Origin of the sequence: Psychrobacter lutiphocae DSM 21542, from assembly GCF_000382145.1 — a bacterium.
Lineage (GTDB): Bacteria > Pseudomonadota > Gammaproteobacteria > Pseudomonadales > Moraxellaceae > Psychrobacter > Psychrobacter lutiphocae.
The window spans coordinates 34,547-50,557 of the sequence record NZ_KB907625.1 but is presented as its reverse complement, the minus strand read 5'-3'; the positions used below and the strand labels follow the sequence as shown (position 1 = coordinate 50,557).

General features: G+C 41.7%; 13 protein-coding genes. 5 read left to right on the top strand and 8 right to left on the bottom strand.

Annotation, left to right across the window (positions count from 1 at the left end; all coding sequences use genetic code 11):
- Positions 1 to 171 precede the first annotated feature (171 nt).
- The gene (locus H140_RS0102450) at positions 172 to 738 is read left to right on the top strand and encodes an LOG family protein (protein ID WP_201546944.1); all 567 of its coding nucleotides are present in this window, start codon (positions 172 to 174) and stop codon (positions 736 to 738) included.
- Between the two features lie 145 nt (positions 739 to 883).
- A complete protein-coding gene (locus H140_RS0102445; RefSeq protein ID WP_019672069.1) occupies positions 884 to 1,987 on the top strand; it encodes a PTS transporter subunit IIC in 1,104 nt (367 codons plus the stop codon).
- A gap of 112 nt (positions 1,988 to 2,099) precedes the next feature.
- Here the strand turns inward: H140_RS0102445 and H140_RS0102440 are convergent, their stop codons facing one another.
- The 5 genes from H140_RS0102440 to erpA form a co-directional block, all read right to left on the bottom strand.
- Positions 2,100 to 2,354 (bottom strand): GlsB/YeaQ/YmgE family stress response membrane protein, encoded by a 255-nt coding sequence (locus tag H140_RS0102440; protein ID WP_019672068.1) that lies wholly within the window; start codon positions 2,352 to 2,354, stop codon positions 2,100 to 2,102.
- Positions 2,355 to 2,992: 638 nt separating this feature from the next.
- The gene (gene mpl, locus H140_RS0102435; protein ID WP_019672067.1) at positions 2,993 to 4,480 is read right to left on the bottom strand and encodes a UDP-N-acetylmuramate:L-alanyl-gamma-D-glutamyl-meso-diaminopimelate ligase; all 1,488 of its coding nucleotides are present in this window, start codon (positions 4,478 to 4,480) and stop codon (positions 2,993 to 2,995) included.
- Between the two features lie 136 nt (positions 4,481 to 4,616).
- Entirely contained in the window at positions 4,617 to 5,132 is a 516-nt protein-coding gene (locus H140_RS0102430; protein ID WP_019672066.1) for a disulfide bond formation protein B, read from the bottom strand.
- A 154-nt stretch (positions 5,133 to 5,286) separates the two neighbouring features.
- Complete coding sequence (gshA, locus tag H140_RS0102425) at positions 5,287 to 6,867, bottom strand: glutamate--cysteine ligase (protein ID WP_019672065.1); 1,581 nt, start codon at positions 6,865 to 6,867, stop codon at positions 5,287 to 5,289.
- A gap of 390 nt (positions 6,868 to 7,257) precedes the next feature.
- Complete coding sequence (gene erpA, locus H140_RS0102420) at positions 7,258 to 7,587, bottom strand: iron-sulfur cluster insertion protein ErpA (RefSeq protein WP_019672064.1); 330 nt, start codon at positions 7,585 to 7,587, stop codon at positions 7,258 to 7,260.
- 514 nt (positions 7,588 to 8,101) lie between these two features.
- Here erpA and H140_RS0102415 point away from each other — a divergent pair.
- The 3 genes from H140_RS0102415 to H140_RS0102405 all read left to right on the top strand — a co-directional run bounded on the left by H140_RS0102415 (position 8,102) and on the right by H140_RS0102405 (position 11,775).
- Positions 8,102 to 10,090: an ATP-binding cassette domain-containing protein gene (locus tag H140_RS0102415; protein ID WP_019672063.1), complete on the top strand. Its 1,989-nt coding sequence runs from the start codon at positions 8,102 to 8,104 to the stop codon at positions 10,088 to 10,090.
- Between the two features lie 315 nt (positions 10,091 to 10,405).
- Positions 10,406 to 11,407 carry a DnaJ C-terminal domain-containing protein gene (locus tag H140_RS0102410; protein ID WP_019672062.1) on the top strand — a complete coding sequence of 334 codons (1,002 nt, stop codon included), beginning with the start codon at positions 10,406 to 10,408 and terminating at the stop codon, positions 11,405 to 11,407.
- Between the two features lie 38 nt (positions 11,408 to 11,445).
- Positions 11,446 to 11,775 (top strand): chaperone modulator CbpM, encoded by a 330-nt coding sequence (locus H140_RS0102405; RefSeq protein ID WP_019672061.1) that lies wholly within the window; start codon positions 11,446 to 11,448, stop codon positions 11,773 to 11,775.
- Between the two features lie 133 nt (positions 11,776 to 11,908).
- Here H140_RS0102405 and sstT read toward each other — a convergent pair whose 3' ends face one another.
- The 3 genes from sstT to H140_RS0102390 form a co-directional block, all read right to left on the bottom strand.
- Positions 11,909 to 13,150, bottom strand: a complete 1,242-nt coding sequence (gene sstT / locus H140_RS13715; RefSeq protein WP_019672060.1) for a serine/threonine transporter SstT — start codon at positions 13,148 to 13,150, stop codon at positions 11,909 to 11,911.
- Positions 13,151 to 13,560: 410 nt separating this feature from the next.
- Positions 13,561 to 14,106, bottom strand: a complete 546-nt coding sequence (locus tag H140_RS0102395) for a DNA polymerase III subunit chi (protein ID WP_019672059.1) — start codon at positions 14,104 to 14,106, stop codon at positions 13,561 to 13,563.
- Between the two features lie 15 nt (positions 14,107 to 14,121).
- A complete protein-coding gene (locus H140_RS0102390) occupies positions 14,122 to 15,750 on the bottom strand; it encodes a leucyl aminopeptidase (protein WP_019672058.1) in 1,629 nt (542 codons plus the stop codon).
- Positions 15,751 to 16,011: the final 261 nt, after the last annotated feature.

Sequence of the window (16,011 nt, the reverse complement as noted above, 5' to 3'; positions counted from 1 at the left end):
TGTAGATATATATTATGCGACATTTTAAGGTGCGTCTTCAATTGTATACAGTCTCTAATGTATACAGTCTCTAATGTATACAGTCTCTAAAATACAGACACCCCTTAGTATTTGTTGCTCATTAAACAGTTATCTTAAAAGTGTTTAAACGTTAAAAAAGAGGAATAACATATCATGCGAATAGCGGTATATTGTGGCTCAAGCGAAGGGTTAGAAGCGGTATATTTAAAGCAGACCTATCAGTTTGCCGAAGCCTTGGGTGAGCAAGGTATTGATGTGGTATATGGTGGTGGTAAAGTTGGACTGATGGGTGCCTTAGCGGATACCGCAATGGCCTATGGTTCAAATGTGATAGGGGTAATCCCTAAGCATTTGGCGGACAAAGAGTTGGCGCATGGTGGTATTAGTGAGCTAATCGTTGTGAATGATATGCATGAGCGTAAACAAAAAATGGCAGAATATGCCGATGCCTTTGTGGCCTTGCCAGGTGGTGCAGGTACATTAGAGGAGATTTTTGAGGCATGGACCTGGGCACAGTTGGGGTTGCATAATAAGCCGTGCGGATTTTTAAATATCAATGGTTATTATGATGAAATGCTAAGTTTCTTAGAGAGTATGGTGAAATCTGGCTTTATGCGTCAGACTTATTTGGATATGCTGGTGGTATCTAATGACATAAATAAGCTACTAACGAAACTACAAGAATATACGCCACCGAAGCCAAAGTGGAGCAAGTAGTACTAAATAGCCAGCTAAATTAAAGTGACTAAATTATAGCGATTCAGTTAACTCAGCTTAACCAAAAACTTTGTTTTGTATTGCTAAAAACTAAAGCTAAACCAAATCAAAATTGCCCTTATAGCTAGCCTTGGGAGCAGCACCGATGAGCGCCTCGACACCCCATAACGCAACACTGGCACAGCCACCCCGGTTACGTGCTTTTTTTAACACCTATTTCATCGATGCCTTTACTGGCATGGCACTTGGTCTATTTGTTACTCTAATTGCAGGACTTATTTTTTCACAAGTGGGTTTGGCACTAGATATGCCACTACTGATGGACTTGGGCAAGCTGGCTTCGCTCTTGATGGGTGCAGGTATTGGTGTTGGCATCGCCTATTATCTACATGCGCCAACCTTGGTGGTATTTGCCTGCTTGGTAGCAGGCATGATGGGCGCACATTCTGAAGCCTTGATGGCAGGTCAGCTATTTACCCCGCAAGCAGATGCACCAGCGACTTTCTTAGCAGTACCAGGCAACCCAATAGGTTCTTATTTGGCAACTGTATTTGCTTATCGGGCTGGTAGCTGGATTCAAGGCAAAACCAAGCTTGACATTATCTTAGTGCCTTGGACAGTGAGTCTGGTTGTCTTAGCTGTCTGTGCATGGCTTAATCCGCCTGTGGTGAGCCTAGTCAATAGCATAGGAGCTGGTATTGAGCTCGCCACCCAATTACAGCCATTTATGATGGGGATAGTGATTGCAGTAGTGGTTGGGCTACTACTAACCATGCCCACCTCAAGCGCTGCTATCTGTATAGCTATTGGTCTTGATGGGTTAGCTGGTGGTGCCGCTGTGGTTGGCTGCGCTGCACACATGATAGGTTTTGCCGTTGCCAGTTATAAAGACAACGGTATCAGTGGTGCCATTGCTCAAGGTATTGGTACCAGTATGTTGCAGATTCCTAATGTTTTCAAAAAACCAATCATTCTGTTGCCTGTGATTATCGCCAGTGCTGTGGTCGGACCGATTGCTACTGTCGGTTTTGGTCTTATGAGTACTGCCAGCGGTGCTGGCATGGGTACGGCAGGATTTGTCGGAGTGTTTGGTGTATTGGAGGCCTCTGCAGGTACGTTGAGTACCTCGCAGATTTGGTTGGCCATTGTGCTATTAATGTTTATGTTACCAGCGATTATAGCTGGTTTAGTAGCTTGGCTTATGCAGCGTCTTGGCTGGATTGAAGCTGGTGATATGACACTGCCGTAGGAGTATATAGACTAAACCTCACAACTAACTATACAGCCATAAGCTAACTATTCAGACAGTCAGACAATAACTTGAGCCAGACAAAAGTTAAGGCTAAGCAAATAACAGCTTATTAAGCAGAAGTTTTGTTAGCTAAGAGCTCGTAAATAAAGAGTAAAATAACAGCACCAATGACAGAAAATGCCAATCTAATAAAGCCACCGTCAGCACTGATACCTAAAGCGCCAGATAAAAAACCACCGACAAAAGCACCAGCGATACCCAAAATAATGGTCATAATCCAACCCATCGCATCATTACCTGGCTTAATGGCACGTGCTAATAATCCAGCAATAAAACCAACGATAATTGTCGAAATAATACCCATGTTTGTCATCCTTTTTCTTTACTTTTTATTTAATGTTTTTAATGTTTGAATAAAAGAGTTTCTTGCACAACGGTTGTTCATGTACACAACTAGCCGTACATGAATATGCAAATTGGATTTTAGTCAATAAGTATCAGAAGTGATAAGGATGATTTGTTAAGTGTGTACAAGCTCTGTGAGCGTTACAGATATTTTTATAGTCTTCACATGATAGAGTTTATAGTTTGTAATTTTTCTATTAACATTTGTGTTTAGAAAATATTAAGTTTGTGCTGTTTTAATATATTGTCAGTAATATCAAAAAGTCCACTACTGTCAGACAGCAATAGTCAGATAGCAATAGATAGTGTACTTATGACATTGAAATCTCTGTGATAACAGTCTATTGGTATAATCAAACAAAAGAGTGGCAGCGTTAACCTCATTTAGCCTACCATAGTAGTATTTTCACTCGGTTGCTTTGTGTTTTATACCTTTTCTGAAAAACAACCTATCTTTGTCAAATTCGATAAACCTCTTACTTATAGCGTTTGTACTCGTTTTCCTCGATATCTTAATTTTCAGATTTGCTATTAGTTTGTTGAATACGACTATCAGTTTGTTGGCTTCGATTATATGATGGAAGCCGTTGTTAAGCTTTAGGCGTTAATTGCGGCTAATAAGCGTTGATGGATGTTTTCAAACCCACCATTAGACATAATAATAATCGCATCATTTTGGTCGGTTTTTCCAAGCTGTGATAGCACATAATCAATGATTTTTTGAGTGTCATTTATCACAGTTTGGGTGTTGCCAACAGCTTTTTTGGTTTGATCGATTACGTCACTAAGCCCCCACTCTAATCCTGCTGGCTCATACCAAATCACCTCGTCAGCAAGCTGTGCCGATGCGGCTAGATTGTCCTTGTGGATGCCAAGTTTCATGGTGTTACTACGTGGTTCGATAATGGCCCAGATTTTACTATCTTTTAGTTTCTTTTTAGCGCCATCAAGTGTTGTAGTAATGGCGGTTGGATGATGCGCAAAGTCATCAAATACTTGGACATGACCGCTGACACCATTTTGGGTATAGGTGGTATCTGCAATAAGCTCCATCCGGCGCTTAATACCCGAAAACTTGGAGAGAGCAGCACAAGCGTCAGCCATATCGATGCCGATGTTATAAGCTGCAGCTACCGCAACCATCGCATTCTCGACATTATGACGGCCACTTAGGTCCCAGTTGACCTCGGCAGTAGTGGCGAGGTGGTTGTTGACATCATTAAAGTGGATGCGAAAATGGCCACCATCCTCACTGATAAGCTCAGCACGCCAAGGCACTTCTATGCTACTAGTATCTGTATCTGCTATTTGAGTGCGCCAAATTGGTGTCCAGCAGCCCTTATCAATAGTGGCTTCTAAACTCGGGGTATGGGCTGGCATAATGATTTGCCCATTACTTGGAATCATACGGATTAGATGGTGGAATTGAGTCTGAATGGCATCCAAATCTTTAAAAATGTCAGCATGATCAAACTCAAGGTTGTTTAAGATAGCAGTGCGTGGGCGATAGTGGACAAACTTCGAACGTTTATCAAAAAAGGCAGAGTCATACTCATCTGCTTCAATGACAAAGTAGCCACGATCACCGTCATTATTGGTGTCAGCGCCTAAGTAGCTGCTATGAGCAAAGGTTTTATTGAGTCGGTCATCATTACTATCCACCAAGGGCACACCACCGATTAAAAACCCAGTATCAATCCTGCAGTATTGTAAAATCCAAGCCAGCATAGTGGTGGTGGTGGTTTTACCATGTGTACCAGCAACTGCCAACACATGACGGTGTTGTAATACTTGCTCGGATAAAAACTGTGGCCCTGAGGTATAAGGAATACCTGCATCGAGCATATATTCAACCGCTTCAATACCGCGCTTCATGGCATTGCCTACGATGACTAAATCAGGCGCAGGCTTTAGATGACTGGCGTGATAGCCTTCTTGAATTTCGACCCCAGCACGCTCTAGTTGAGTTGACATGGGCGGATAAATACCAGTATCAGAACCAGTAACTGTATGACCTAGGTCACGAGCCAATAATGCCAGTGAGCCCATAAAGGTGCCACAAATACCTAAAATATGAACGTGCATGAAACCTCTGATACTATCTATATGTGATAAAAACTAAATGTTAAATGTGATAAACAGCTAAACGCATGAAACATTAAACACGTAAAAAGCTAAAAACGCGTAAAAAGCTAAACATGATAAAACTATGAAATATGAGCTAGGAACGGTGATCTTTGAGCATACGCCAAAATACTGCTAAATTTACCAAAATTAAAGCGCTAAAGAAAATAAGTCCTTGTTCAGGGATGGTCAAACCCAAAAACTTCCAACTGATTTCAGCACATTCACCAGAGCCCGCTAAAACTTGGTTAATTACTTGTTGCATTGGTAAGGCTTCAAGCCAGTAATCTAGACCTGGACCACAAGAAGGTACTTGATCAGGTGGTAGGTTTTGTAGCCATACGTGGCGCGCAGCTACCCCTGCTGACCAGACAATACCTGCCATCGAGCCAATCCATAATATCGCTCGAACCACTATGTTTTTTGGGTTAAATGCAAAAGAAATAAAGGCAAAGATGCCCATAACCATTAGGCCAACACGCTGGAATATGCAGAGTGGGCAAGGCTCAAGCCCTTTGTACACTTGTAAATAAAAAATAGCAAAGGCCATTCCAATAATAGAAAAAAACACCAAAATTAAATTTAAAGTGCGATAAGTTAATAGACGCTGCATGGGTTGCTCCTTGGCAACGGATAGTCATCTTGAGTATGCTATTTTATAATCGACAAGTTTTGCTGTTTTTTTTATGCTTTGTTGTATTATTTTTACGGCAATGATTGGTTTGTTCTTTAATTGGCGTTAACCTAACCTTGCAGTATGGCTGATCTTAGCGATACTGCTGGATATAGTCATAAAAGCTTTGAGTATCACTTTGTTCTAAATCATGCTGCTGTATCCATGACTTCTCCGCCAAAACTTCATAGTTTGCTTGTGTTTTCGGACTTAATGTATTACGCATGATAGAGTCACGGTGTTGTTGTGCTAAGGCGTAGCCAAGCTTCCAAGTACTACCATACTTTTCGGTATCTGCCAATACTTGCGCGGACAAGGTCGCATCTGGATAGACAGCTTTGCCTAGCATTAAGGTCAATGCCACTCGGTAGTTGTTACCGCCATATTGCTCATCTAACAAAGTAGCCATAGGCATCATAGCTTCCAAATGCTGTTGCATCCATTGTTTAAGTGGCACTTCGCCAGACGGCGTCTTAACAGTTAGCCCTGGTTGACGACCATTGTTGACCACTCGCTCAAGATTTTCAGCCAATAGAGCATCTTCTTCAGGTAATAGGTCTGGTGAGTCAGTGAGTAAGCAATATAATGCCAACACCTCCAAGAAGCAAGCAGTCGATAAACGAATACCGATGTCGCTATAAGGGTCTAAGTCAACCGCTCTAAATTCAACATAGGCGATACCTCTGGCTTCAAGCGCATGACTTGGTGTTTCTTCAGATTCTGCAATTTGTTTGGGACGAATTGGACTGTAATATTCGTTTTCAATTTGTAAGATATGATCATTGATTTGGATTGGACTGCCATCTTTGTCATCAAGACCAAGTTTACTAAAGCCTAAAAATGGGGTGTTAATGGCTCGGCGCAGACCGTCAACATACTCCGGTAAGTTGTTGTAGCGTATGTCAAGCTGATCTTGCACGCTATTGGTATAGCCAAGCTTACTCATACGCAAACTGGTAGCATTTGGTTTAAAGTAGGTGGTCTGATTCATTAGCTCAAGATCATGCTTACGACCTGTCAAGAAGCAAGGACACACTGTCGGGCTGGCACCAGTTAAATACAGAACCAAGCTGCTCATGCGCTTAAAGTTACGAATCAGGCCAAGATATTTGGTATTTTTAAATTCTGTGAGAGAGTCTAATTGCTCGGCTGTTGGCAAGCTATCACGCCAAGCGTTAAATAGATTGTCACCAAAGGATAGGTTGTAATGCAACCCAGCAATGGTTTGCATACGGCGGCCATAGCGGATGCCCAAGCCACTGCGATATAGGGTCTTTAAGCGTCCCACATTAGAGGTGCCATAGTCTGCTAAAGGGATGTCATTGTCATCATCGGAGAGCAAGCAAGGCATAGACAGTGGCCACATCAGCTCGCCATTTTCATCTAGTGACTGATGTACCAAAACATGTAGCTCACGTAGCATATTTAAGGTCTCTGCTACGGTTGGTTTTGGTGAGGTAATTAGTTCTAGCAGGCTTTCAGAGTAATCTGTGGTGATATATGGATGAGTTAGCTTGGAGCCCAAAGACTTTGGATGTGGAGTCTGCGCTAAGTAGCCATCCGACTGCATGCGCAATCCTTCTTTTTCGATGCCACGCAACATACCAGATAAGTGCTTGCTGGTTAACCAAGAGGGTATTAGCGGGTGCTGGCTTTGGGTAGTTACGTTAGTCATACTATTGTCTCAAAATCAATTAAAAATCTCAAAGTTAATCAGGCGCATCATTATCTATTGTTTGTATGTTGCATTCTAATACAGGCTAGGTTTACAAAGATCTAATTTTAGCTGTATGCATGAGTTGCAAGATGCTTGAATTACAAGTATTTTTTTATTAGGTTCTGTTGAATAGCCCCTATTGTCTGATAGCTGTATCTTTGATTAATGAATATCAAATTAGTGTAGCTTAAAGTGATTAAAAAATCATGTGCATTGATAAATAACAGTGCCACGATATGATGTTTTGCAGTTGTCTTTTAGCTATCTGCATTATTTTTGTTGTTTGACTGTGATGTCTGATTGAGATTTATGTTATTTTTATCACCATTTTCAAAATGAAGACACGCTCTAAATAGAAAAGGATGATCCACAGCCACAAGTTGTGGTTGCATTAGGATTGGTCACTACAAAGCGAGCACCTTCTAAGCCCTCTGTATAGTCAACAGTAGAGCCTTGTAAATACTGGTAGCTTAATGAGTCCACGAGCAAAGTGACATCATCATTTTTGAAATTGGCATCATCTTCGCCTACTTCATCAGCAAAATTAAAGCCGTATGAAAAGCCTGAGCAGCCACCACCAGTGACATACACTCGTAGCATTAGACTGTTGTCACCTTCTTCTTCACGGAGTTTACGGACTTTATTTGCTGCACTGTCAGTTAGAGTAATAGTTGTCATAGTATCCTCGTAAAGTGTCAAACTTCACTTAACGGCCATAGATATATCGACCGCTTATAATTGTTGCATTAAAGGTTTGTGTTATGGTTTAGCTTTGGCTAATGGTTTATACCAACCGTGTTGGTCTTACCACTAGTTATTGATAACACCAATGAAGGGTGTTTTAAATAGTTGCCATTCATTATAGCATAATGAGGCATAATGCTTGATTTTCAATGTACTATCCCCTGCTAACTGTTCTTTTTTTGTAGCCATATTTTGTTTTATTAGGGGCTATTGAACACTCACCACATGTGTTCAATAGTAATCTAGGTTTTAATGAAAATTTCATTTTTGTTTAAAACAGGCTAAATTTGCCTTATTCTTTGTTGATGAATCGGTCAATATCTATTTATTAGCTGCATTTATTGCTTTCATTAAGACAGATTTATCTCATTTTTTCCTACGAAGGTGAAGGTTCAACAGCCCCTAAATACTGTTAATAAAAAAGAAATAACCAAAAGTGATAATTCCCATGATTGAATTTAATAAAGTCAGCATACGTCGTGATGGTAGAGTATTATTTTCAGAGGCTACCTTCCAAATACATCCAGGTCAAAAGGTTGGTTTGACGGGCAATAATGGTACGGGCAAATCAACCTTGTTTGGGGTGCTATTGACCCAGATGGGTGAGCAAAGCGGTGATGAACTGACTCTTGACGCTGGCAGCATTAGTATTCCTAGTAGCTGGGAAGTAGCACACATGGCACAAGAGGTTGCAGGTAGCAGTCAGCCAGCCATTGATTATGTGCTCAGTGGTGACAAAGAGTGGTATCAGCTTAACCAACAATTAATGACACTTGAGAGTCTAAGTGATAATGATATTGCTCATCTACATCAACGCTTTGATGACATCGATGGTTATCGTACACCAACCAGAGCGGCGCAAGTGATGGCAGGCCTTGGGTTTAAAACCAGCCAGCATCAACTCCCAGTGACTGATTTTTCTGGTGGTTGGCGTATGCGCTTAAACCTTGCTAAAACCTTGATGAGCCGAGCCGATTTGTTGCTACTAGATGAGCCGACCAACCACTTGGATTTGGATGCAATTTTGTGGCTAGAAGAATGGATTGCTAAGTTTGATGGTACCGTATTATTAATCTCGCATGACCAAACCTTTTTGGATGCTACCGTAGGCTTCATTTTGCATATCGAAAACCAAAGGTTAACCCTATATTCTGGCAACTATTCACAGTTTGTACGCACCCGTAGTGAGCGTCTAGCACAGCAGCAACAAGCTTATGAAAAGCAGCAACAAACACGTGCACACCTTGAGGACTTTGTGCGCCGCTTTCGAGCCAAGGCTACTAAAGCAAAGCAGGCACAAAGCCGTCTCAAGCAGCTTGAGCGTATGGCTGACTTATCGCCTGTGATGGCAGATAATCCATTCACCTTTAAGTTCTATGAACCCAGCCACATGAGCTCGCCTTTGATTTCGCTAAAAGAGGCGAGTATTGGTTATGGTGATCTACCTGTTTTGACCCAGGTTAGCTTACAGATTACGCCAGATACGCGTATAGGTCTGCTAGGGATGAATGGGGCTGGCAAGTCAACTTTGATCAAGGCGCTCGTTGGTGAGCTTCAGCCTTTATCGGGTAGCTATAAAGTATCGGATACGTTACATATTGGCTACTTTAATCAGCATCAGATGGATAGCTTAGATCCTGAAGCCACACCATTGTTAATGCTACGCCGTTTGGCGGGTAAGACGTCCGATGCAGAATTGCGTTCATTTTTGGGTAGTTTTGACTTTCGTGGTGATCGCATTGATACCCCAAGTAAGCTGTTTTCGGGAGGTGAGCGTGCGCGCTTAACCTTGGCATTAATTGTTTGGCAAAGACCAAATGTATTGATACTCGATGAGCCTACCAACCATCTGGACTTACAAATGCGTCAGGCGTTGACCATGGCGTTACAAGGCTTTGCTGGTGCGGTGGTGTTGGTGTCACATGACAGAGAACTGATTGCCAATGTCTGTGATGAGCTATATCTTGTGCATGATGGTAAGTTACAAGAGTTTGAAGGTGATGTGGCTGACTATGGCAAGTGGCTGTCAGAGCAGCGCAAGTCTGATGCCAAAGATGAGGCAGAGATGGTAAGCACACAAGATGACCAAGAATCAAGTCTGATAGTCAAGAATACGAGCACTGTCATATCTGAGTCAATACCGCAATTGACAAAAGAGGAGCGCCGTAGGCTTGCTGCAGAACAGCGTCAATTAACCGCGCCGATTCGTAAACGTATTGAGCAAGCTGAAAAACAACTAGATAAAATTACAACGGTTTTGACACAGTTAGAGGAGAAGCTAGCAGATACTGGCTTGTACAATGAAGATCGTAAAGATGAGCTATTGAAGCTGTTAGATGAACAGGCCAGATTACAGCAGCAGGAGGCTCATCAGGAAGATTTGTTGTTAGAATCAATGACTGAGCTTGAGCAGGCAGAAGCAGGTTTTTCTCATTAGCCTAGTATTTTTATTAATAAGTACGTTTAGCTGGAATATAAAATCCAGTTTATATCGGATTTTTAAGTTGAAAGTGGGGCAAAAGGTATAAGTCAAAAAGAGGGTATAAATTTTATACGCTCTTTTTTTTTGCGATTTTTTAGGCTGTATTCTTTTTTGCGCTGTACTGTAACAAAAAAGGATATGAAAAGTTACGCGATTGCCCCCATATTAATAATTAACTCATTAACATTAATAAAGCTGAATAAATAGCCTTAGAGCATAGGTTAAGCTTCTCATTTTTAAATATGACAATACTCAAATAGGATAATAATAATGGCAGAAAAAAGTTATTACGATGTATTAGGGGTCAGTAAAGACGCCACCGAAAAAGATATTAAAAAAGCCTATCGTAAGCTGGTACGTAAATACCATCCAGATGTCAGCGATGATCCGCAAGCTGATCAAAAAATTGCAGAAATCAATAACGCCTACGAAACCCTAAGAGACAAAGAAAAGCGGGCTGAATATGATGCGATGCAAGCCAATCCTTTTGCAGGTGGCTTTGGTGGTGCGGAAGGATATAGGGGGCAAGGGGGCTTTAGATGGGAAGATGTCAAAGATCAATTTGGTGAAGGTGCGCCTTTTGGTAGTGGCAGCTTCCGTTTTGATGACATCTTTTCTGCATTTGGTGGCCGTAATCAATCCTCATCGCGTCAATCAGGTTCAGGGTTTGAGGGCTATGATCACTTTGGAAATGCTTTTAGAGATACAGGGCCAGTACCAGGGCAAGATCAGCATGCAGAAATCAGTGTGTCATTAGACTCAGTATATAGGGGTGATGATTATAGCATTAAGCTAAATGTCCCAACTCGTCAGGCAGATGGCAGCGTCAGCCATGAGCAAAAAACACTGAAAATTAAGATACCCAAAGGGATTACTGAAGGCAAGCAAATCCGACTAAGTGGCCAAGGGGCTGCCAGCATGGGTGGTGGGAAAAATGGTGATTTGTTTTTAAAAGTGACCATCAACCATCCTGATAATATTCGCTTAGAAGGTGCAGATGTGTATCAGACAGTTAATATCACCCCTTGGGAAGCAGCTCTAGGTGATAAGATCAATGTCAGTACACCAGCGGGTAAATTTGGAGTGAATATACCAAAAAATAGTAAATCTGGTAGTCATTTACGCATTAAGGGTAAGGGTATTCCTGCTAAAAAAGCAGGCGATCTGTATCTTACTTTGAACATCGTCAGTCCAGAAGTGATGACAGAGGCTCAGCAACAAGCCTATGCTACTTTAAAAGAAGTATTTGCGGATACTCAGATTACACGCTAATGACGCCAATCAAAGTAGAATAATAAGGGAAAGTTATCATGCAGCATTCAAATGAATTTAACGATATTATCATGACGCTAGATGAGCTTATCACTGCCTGTGGTGCAGAGCCAAGTTGGGTCATGGCGTTGATTGAAGAAAACGTTATCGAATATGATGTACCAGAAACTAAACAGTTCACCGGCTATCAGTTGGCTACTGTACGTCGTGCCTCACGTCTAAGTCGTGACTTTGAAGCCAGTGTCCCAGCTATTGGATTGATACTAGAGCTTTTAGAAGAAGTGGAGCAGTTGCGTCAGTTCAAACGTCAGTGGGAGTCACAAGGCAGTAATACTCAGGTTATTGAAATTAATATTGATGTGGATTAAGAGCTATCGAGCTTGTTGTTCTAAAAAGCCTTATCTAGGATAGATAAGGCTTTTTTGTTCAAGCTAGCTTGAGTGTCGCTATGGGATAAACCCAAACGTTTATGCCATACCATCCAAACGCTACAAAAGTGCTTTAGATAGCAGCCTGACTGGTGCTAAGCATCTCTCGAATTGATTTTGGATCAGCAGTTGCAGTGAATAGTACATCAGTGGATGAGTTAAGTGCTGTTTCAGCTGAGTCTTGAACCACACCAATGATAAATCCGATAGCAACGACCTGCATTGCAATATCGTTTGGAATGTTAAATAGGCTACATGCCAGAGGAATTAATAATAATGAGCCACCAGCAACACCTGAAGCACCACAGGCACTCACAGTTGCAATGACGCTAAGTAGCAATGCTGAACCGAAGTCAACATGAATACCCAGGGTGTGTGCTGCTGCTAAGGTCAAGACGTTAATGGTAATTGCAGCACCAGCCATGTTAATGGTCGCACCAAGTGGTAAGGTTACTGAGTAAGTGTCTTCGTGCAGACCAAGCTTAGCCGCTAGGTTCATGTTAACTGGAATATTGGCCGCAGAGGAACGAGTGAAAAAAGCAGTAATACCTGATTCACGTAGGCATTTAAATACTAAGGGGTAGGGGTTCTCTTTCTTTTTAATAGCAACGATAATCGGGTTAATTACCAAGGCAATAAACAGCATACTGCCAACCAATACAGTGAGCAGCTGAGCATAACCTTTGAGTGCTACAAAGCCAGTTTCGGCAACTGTATTGGCAACGAGACCCAAGATGCCAATCGGTGCAAATGAAATTACAAAACGAACCACATCTGATATGGCTTCAGCCATATCACCGACCATAACACGAGTTGATTCAGAAGCCTGACGCAAGGCAAAGCCGATAATAAGAGCCCAAGCTAAGATGCCCATATAGTTAGCGTTTGCAAGCGCACTAATTGGGTTGTCAACCAAGTTCATGAGTAGCGTCGTTAGTACTTCTTTTAGACCAGAAGGCGGTGCCTGATCAGCCACTGCTTCAATACTGGTTAAGCCAATAAGCTCTGTTGGGAATAAAAAACTGGCAGTGACAGCTGTTAATGCCGCCAAAAAAGTACCAAATATATACATGATAATGACAGGCTTAACGTGGACTTTACTCCCAGTTTGATGCTGGCTGATAGCTGACATTACCAAAGCAAATACTAAGATAGGGGCTACTGCCTTTAACGCACCAACAAATAAAGTGCCTAATAGCCCTAAAGCAATACCAGCAGAAGGTAGTAGCCAGCCTATTAAAACACCTATGATTAGTCCGATGATAATTAAAGGGACTAAGCCGGTGCGTTGATACATATCGATAAAGGCTCTCATAAGCACTCCATGTGGGTTAAGTAATAAACACTATAAATAAGGCCTGTTGCACAGAATTCAGGATGGGCTCCAGTGATAACGCAAACTTATATATGTGACAACTTGCAACAAGTAACTTTTGTGTCAAAGCGGGTTAGATTTATCTTACTCTGCACTGATAGGCTTGTTATTATCTAGATATTAGCGGCACTTATCGCCTTGATTAAAACAAATTTCCTTACGTTTTATCTACAAATACCCATTTTACCTACAAATATCAATGTTCAACAGCCCTTAAATAAATGAGATAATTATACAAAACTTAAACTCATCTGCAACATATTACTATATTTATCGTTTAAGTGTTGTATCTATAAGTGTTGTATCTATAAGTGTTGTATTTATAAGTATTGTATTTATAAGTATTGTATCTAGTCGATTTTGTAGTGCATTAGGGTAAAGCCCAAATCTCGATAAGTGCGGTATTTTTGTCGTCCTTGCTCTTTGCTCACTGAATCAGGTGAAATAATTTCTAATACTCGTTCAGGAAGGATGGCTGTTTTTTTAGCATTTAAGGCTGGAGTGGATGAGGATTGTTGAGTGAATATAGGCAAGGGACTGCTCCCAAGATTAAGGATTACGCCATCAAAGCCATGAGGCATTTGTGACAGTAGAGTGACGGGAGCAGACAATAAGGCAGTGCTTGTGGTGTTTGCCACGATAAGCTCATGAGGGATAAAGCTGGTGGTATCAAAAGTCCATAACAGGGTATCTAATAGCTGTAAGCGCTCTGGTTGGTCATCGACTACCACTAAGCTGTGCTCACTTTTTTTAACAGCTGTTTGGATAAGTTTGCACACAAATAGAAGCACCGCTTCAGAATCCGCCTGCGATAGCTGGGGATCTGAAGCGGTGTCGGTGTTGGCGCTATTTAGTGCATAACGCTCACCTAATATATAAAAGTTAATTTGCATCATTAATGAGAGTAGTCATTAAGCGATGTTGTTTTTAAGATACTGTAAAAACAGTGGTACAGGACGGCCTGTGGCGCCTTTTTCTTTACCTGACTTCCAAGCAGTACCAGCAATATCTAAGTGTGCCCACGCCTGACCTTCTTCAATGAAGCGTGATAAGAAGCAAGCAGCAGTAACTGCACCAGCATCACGGCCACCGATGTTCTGCATATCTGCAACTGATGAGTCAAGTTGGCTTTGATAGTCATCATCTAATGGCATGTGCCAGATCAAGTCACCTGATTGAGAACTGGCATTTTCAAGCTCAAATAACAAGTCCTCATCGTTACTAAATACACCAGAGCGAACGTGTCCTAGAGCAACAACACAGGCACCAGTGAGTGTTGCGACATCTATAATGGCGCTTGGGTTGTAGCGTTGTACATAGCAAAGGGTGTCTGCTAATACCAAGCGACCCTCAGCATCTGTATTTAGAATTTCTACGCTTTTACCATTCATGGCGGTCACAATGTCTCCTGGACGTGTGGCATTACCTGATGGCATATTTTCGGCACAGGCTAGCGCACCAACAACGTTGATGGGCAGACGGGCTTCACATAAAGCTTTGATTGTACCTAATACAGATGCTGATCCTCCCATATCAAACTTCATCTCATCCATTGCGGCAGCTGGTTTTAGCGAGATACCACCAGTATCAAAGGTCACGCCTTTACCAACTAGGACAATAGGGGCATCGCTATCTGTATTTTGCGTAGTTGATTTTGTTTTGGCAGGTTTTTTTGGTAACTTGTCGGCCACTACTTTTAGGTTGCTAGCAAGTGTGTCTGCCAGTCCTGATGTTTGCGCTTTGCTTTCGGCAAGTCGATTTTTACCTTGATACTCAAGGATAACTAATTGACCTTCACGTTCAGAGCCACGAGATACTGCCAAGAAGCAGTTCATGCCTAGCTCTTGCATTTCACTTTCACCAATTACCGTTACTTTCAATAGCTCTGGATAGGCTTGTTGTAATGCTTTGGCTTGCTCTGCCATATATTCTGGAAAGCAGATATTACCAGGCTCATTAGCGACATCACGAGCCAGTGATTGACCACTATAAATAGCCGTAACATAGTCAATGACCGCTTGCTCGATGTTGGCAACCAAGGTTACTTGGTTTAAGGTCACTTTTGTACTTTCTGATTTATATTTATCAAAACGGTAGCTGGCATTTAATAGACTAAGCGCAAACTGTTGTGTGCTGTCATCTGTCAGTGTATCGCCGATAACCACCACTAGGTCGCTGACACGCTGTTGAGTGGCTTTGCAAAGTGCAGTGGCTATTTTTTGAAGGTTACTTGCGTTTAGTTTAGTAACTGTGCCGACACCGACTAATAATAGTTGTAATGGCGCTTTTTTGTTATCAACTGCCAGTGCATAGTCGGCAACGATTTGCCCCACTTTACCTTCAAAGTTGGAGGCTTCAATTAGGGCGTCAATACGCTGCTGGTAGGGTGCAAGCTCTTTTGTGTTGCCTAGCACGTTTGCATTGTCATCAACAAAAACGGCAAGGCACTGTGTGCTGATATTTTGAGATTGGTTCTTTTTAAGTCTTTTTTTTGAAGTCAGTTTTGGTAGTTTTTTGCTAACAGAAAGAGTTAAGCTCATAATTATTCCTTTATTAGAATGAAAAAATGAAAACTAGTAAGTTAAACATTAAGTTTGGCAGGATTGCGTTTTGTTGCATCTTGCCTGTTATATTCTTTTGGGATGGCTTATAGTCTAACATATTGGATTAAGCTGTGGGCGCATTGGTCTAAGCTGTCGGCTGTCGATATGTGTAAAGGTTCAGGTTTGCAAAGACTCGTTACCTACAAACAAAGACTCGTTACCTACAAACAAAGACTCGTTACCTATAAAAATGTAGTG

Coding starts and splice junctions, on each gene's coding strand:
- mpl (WP_019672067.1), bottom strand. CDS start 4,480: ATGCACGTTCATATTTTAGGTATTTGTGGCACCTTTATGGGCTCACTG.
- H140_RS0102445 (WP_019672069.1), top strand. CDS start 884: ATGAGCGCCTCGACACCCCATAACGCAACACTGGCACAGCCACCCCGG.
- erpA (WP_019672064.1), bottom strand. CDS start 7,587: ATGACAACTATTACTCTAACTGACAGTGCAGCAAATAAAGTCCGTAAA.
- sstT (WP_019672060.1), bottom strand. CDS start 13,150: ATGAGAGCCTTTATCGATATGTATCAACGCACCGGCTTAGTCCCTTTA.
- H140_RS0102430 (WP_019672066.1), bottom strand. CDS start 5,132: ATGCAGCGTCTATTAACTTATCGCACTTTAAATTTAATTTTGGTGTTT.
- H140_RS0102440 (WP_019672068.1), bottom strand. CDS start 2,354: ATGGGTATTATTTCGACAATTATCGTTGGTTTTATTGCTGGATTATTA.
- H140_RS0102410 (WP_019672062.1), top strand. CDS start 10,406: ATGGCAGAAAAAAGTTATTACGATGTATTAGGGGTCAGTAAAGACGCC.
- H140_RS0102405 (WP_019672061.1), top strand. CDS start 11,446: ATGCAGCATTCAAATGAATTTAACGATATTATCATGACGCTAGATGAG.
- H140_RS0102390 (WP_019672058.1), bottom strand. CDS start 15,750: ATGAGCTTAACTCTTTCTGTTAGCAAAAAACTACCAAAACTGACTTCA.
- gshA (WP_019672065.1), bottom strand. CDS start 6,867: ATGACTAACGTAACTACCCAAAGCCAGCACCCGCTAATACCCTCTTGG.
- H140_RS0102415 (WP_019672063.1), top strand. CDS start 8,102: ATGATTGAATTTAATAAAGTCAGCATACGTCGTGATGGTAGAGTATTA.
- H140_RS0102395 (WP_019672059.1), bottom strand. CDS start 14,106: ATGATGCAAATTAACTTTTATATATTAGGTGAGCGTTATGCACTAAAT.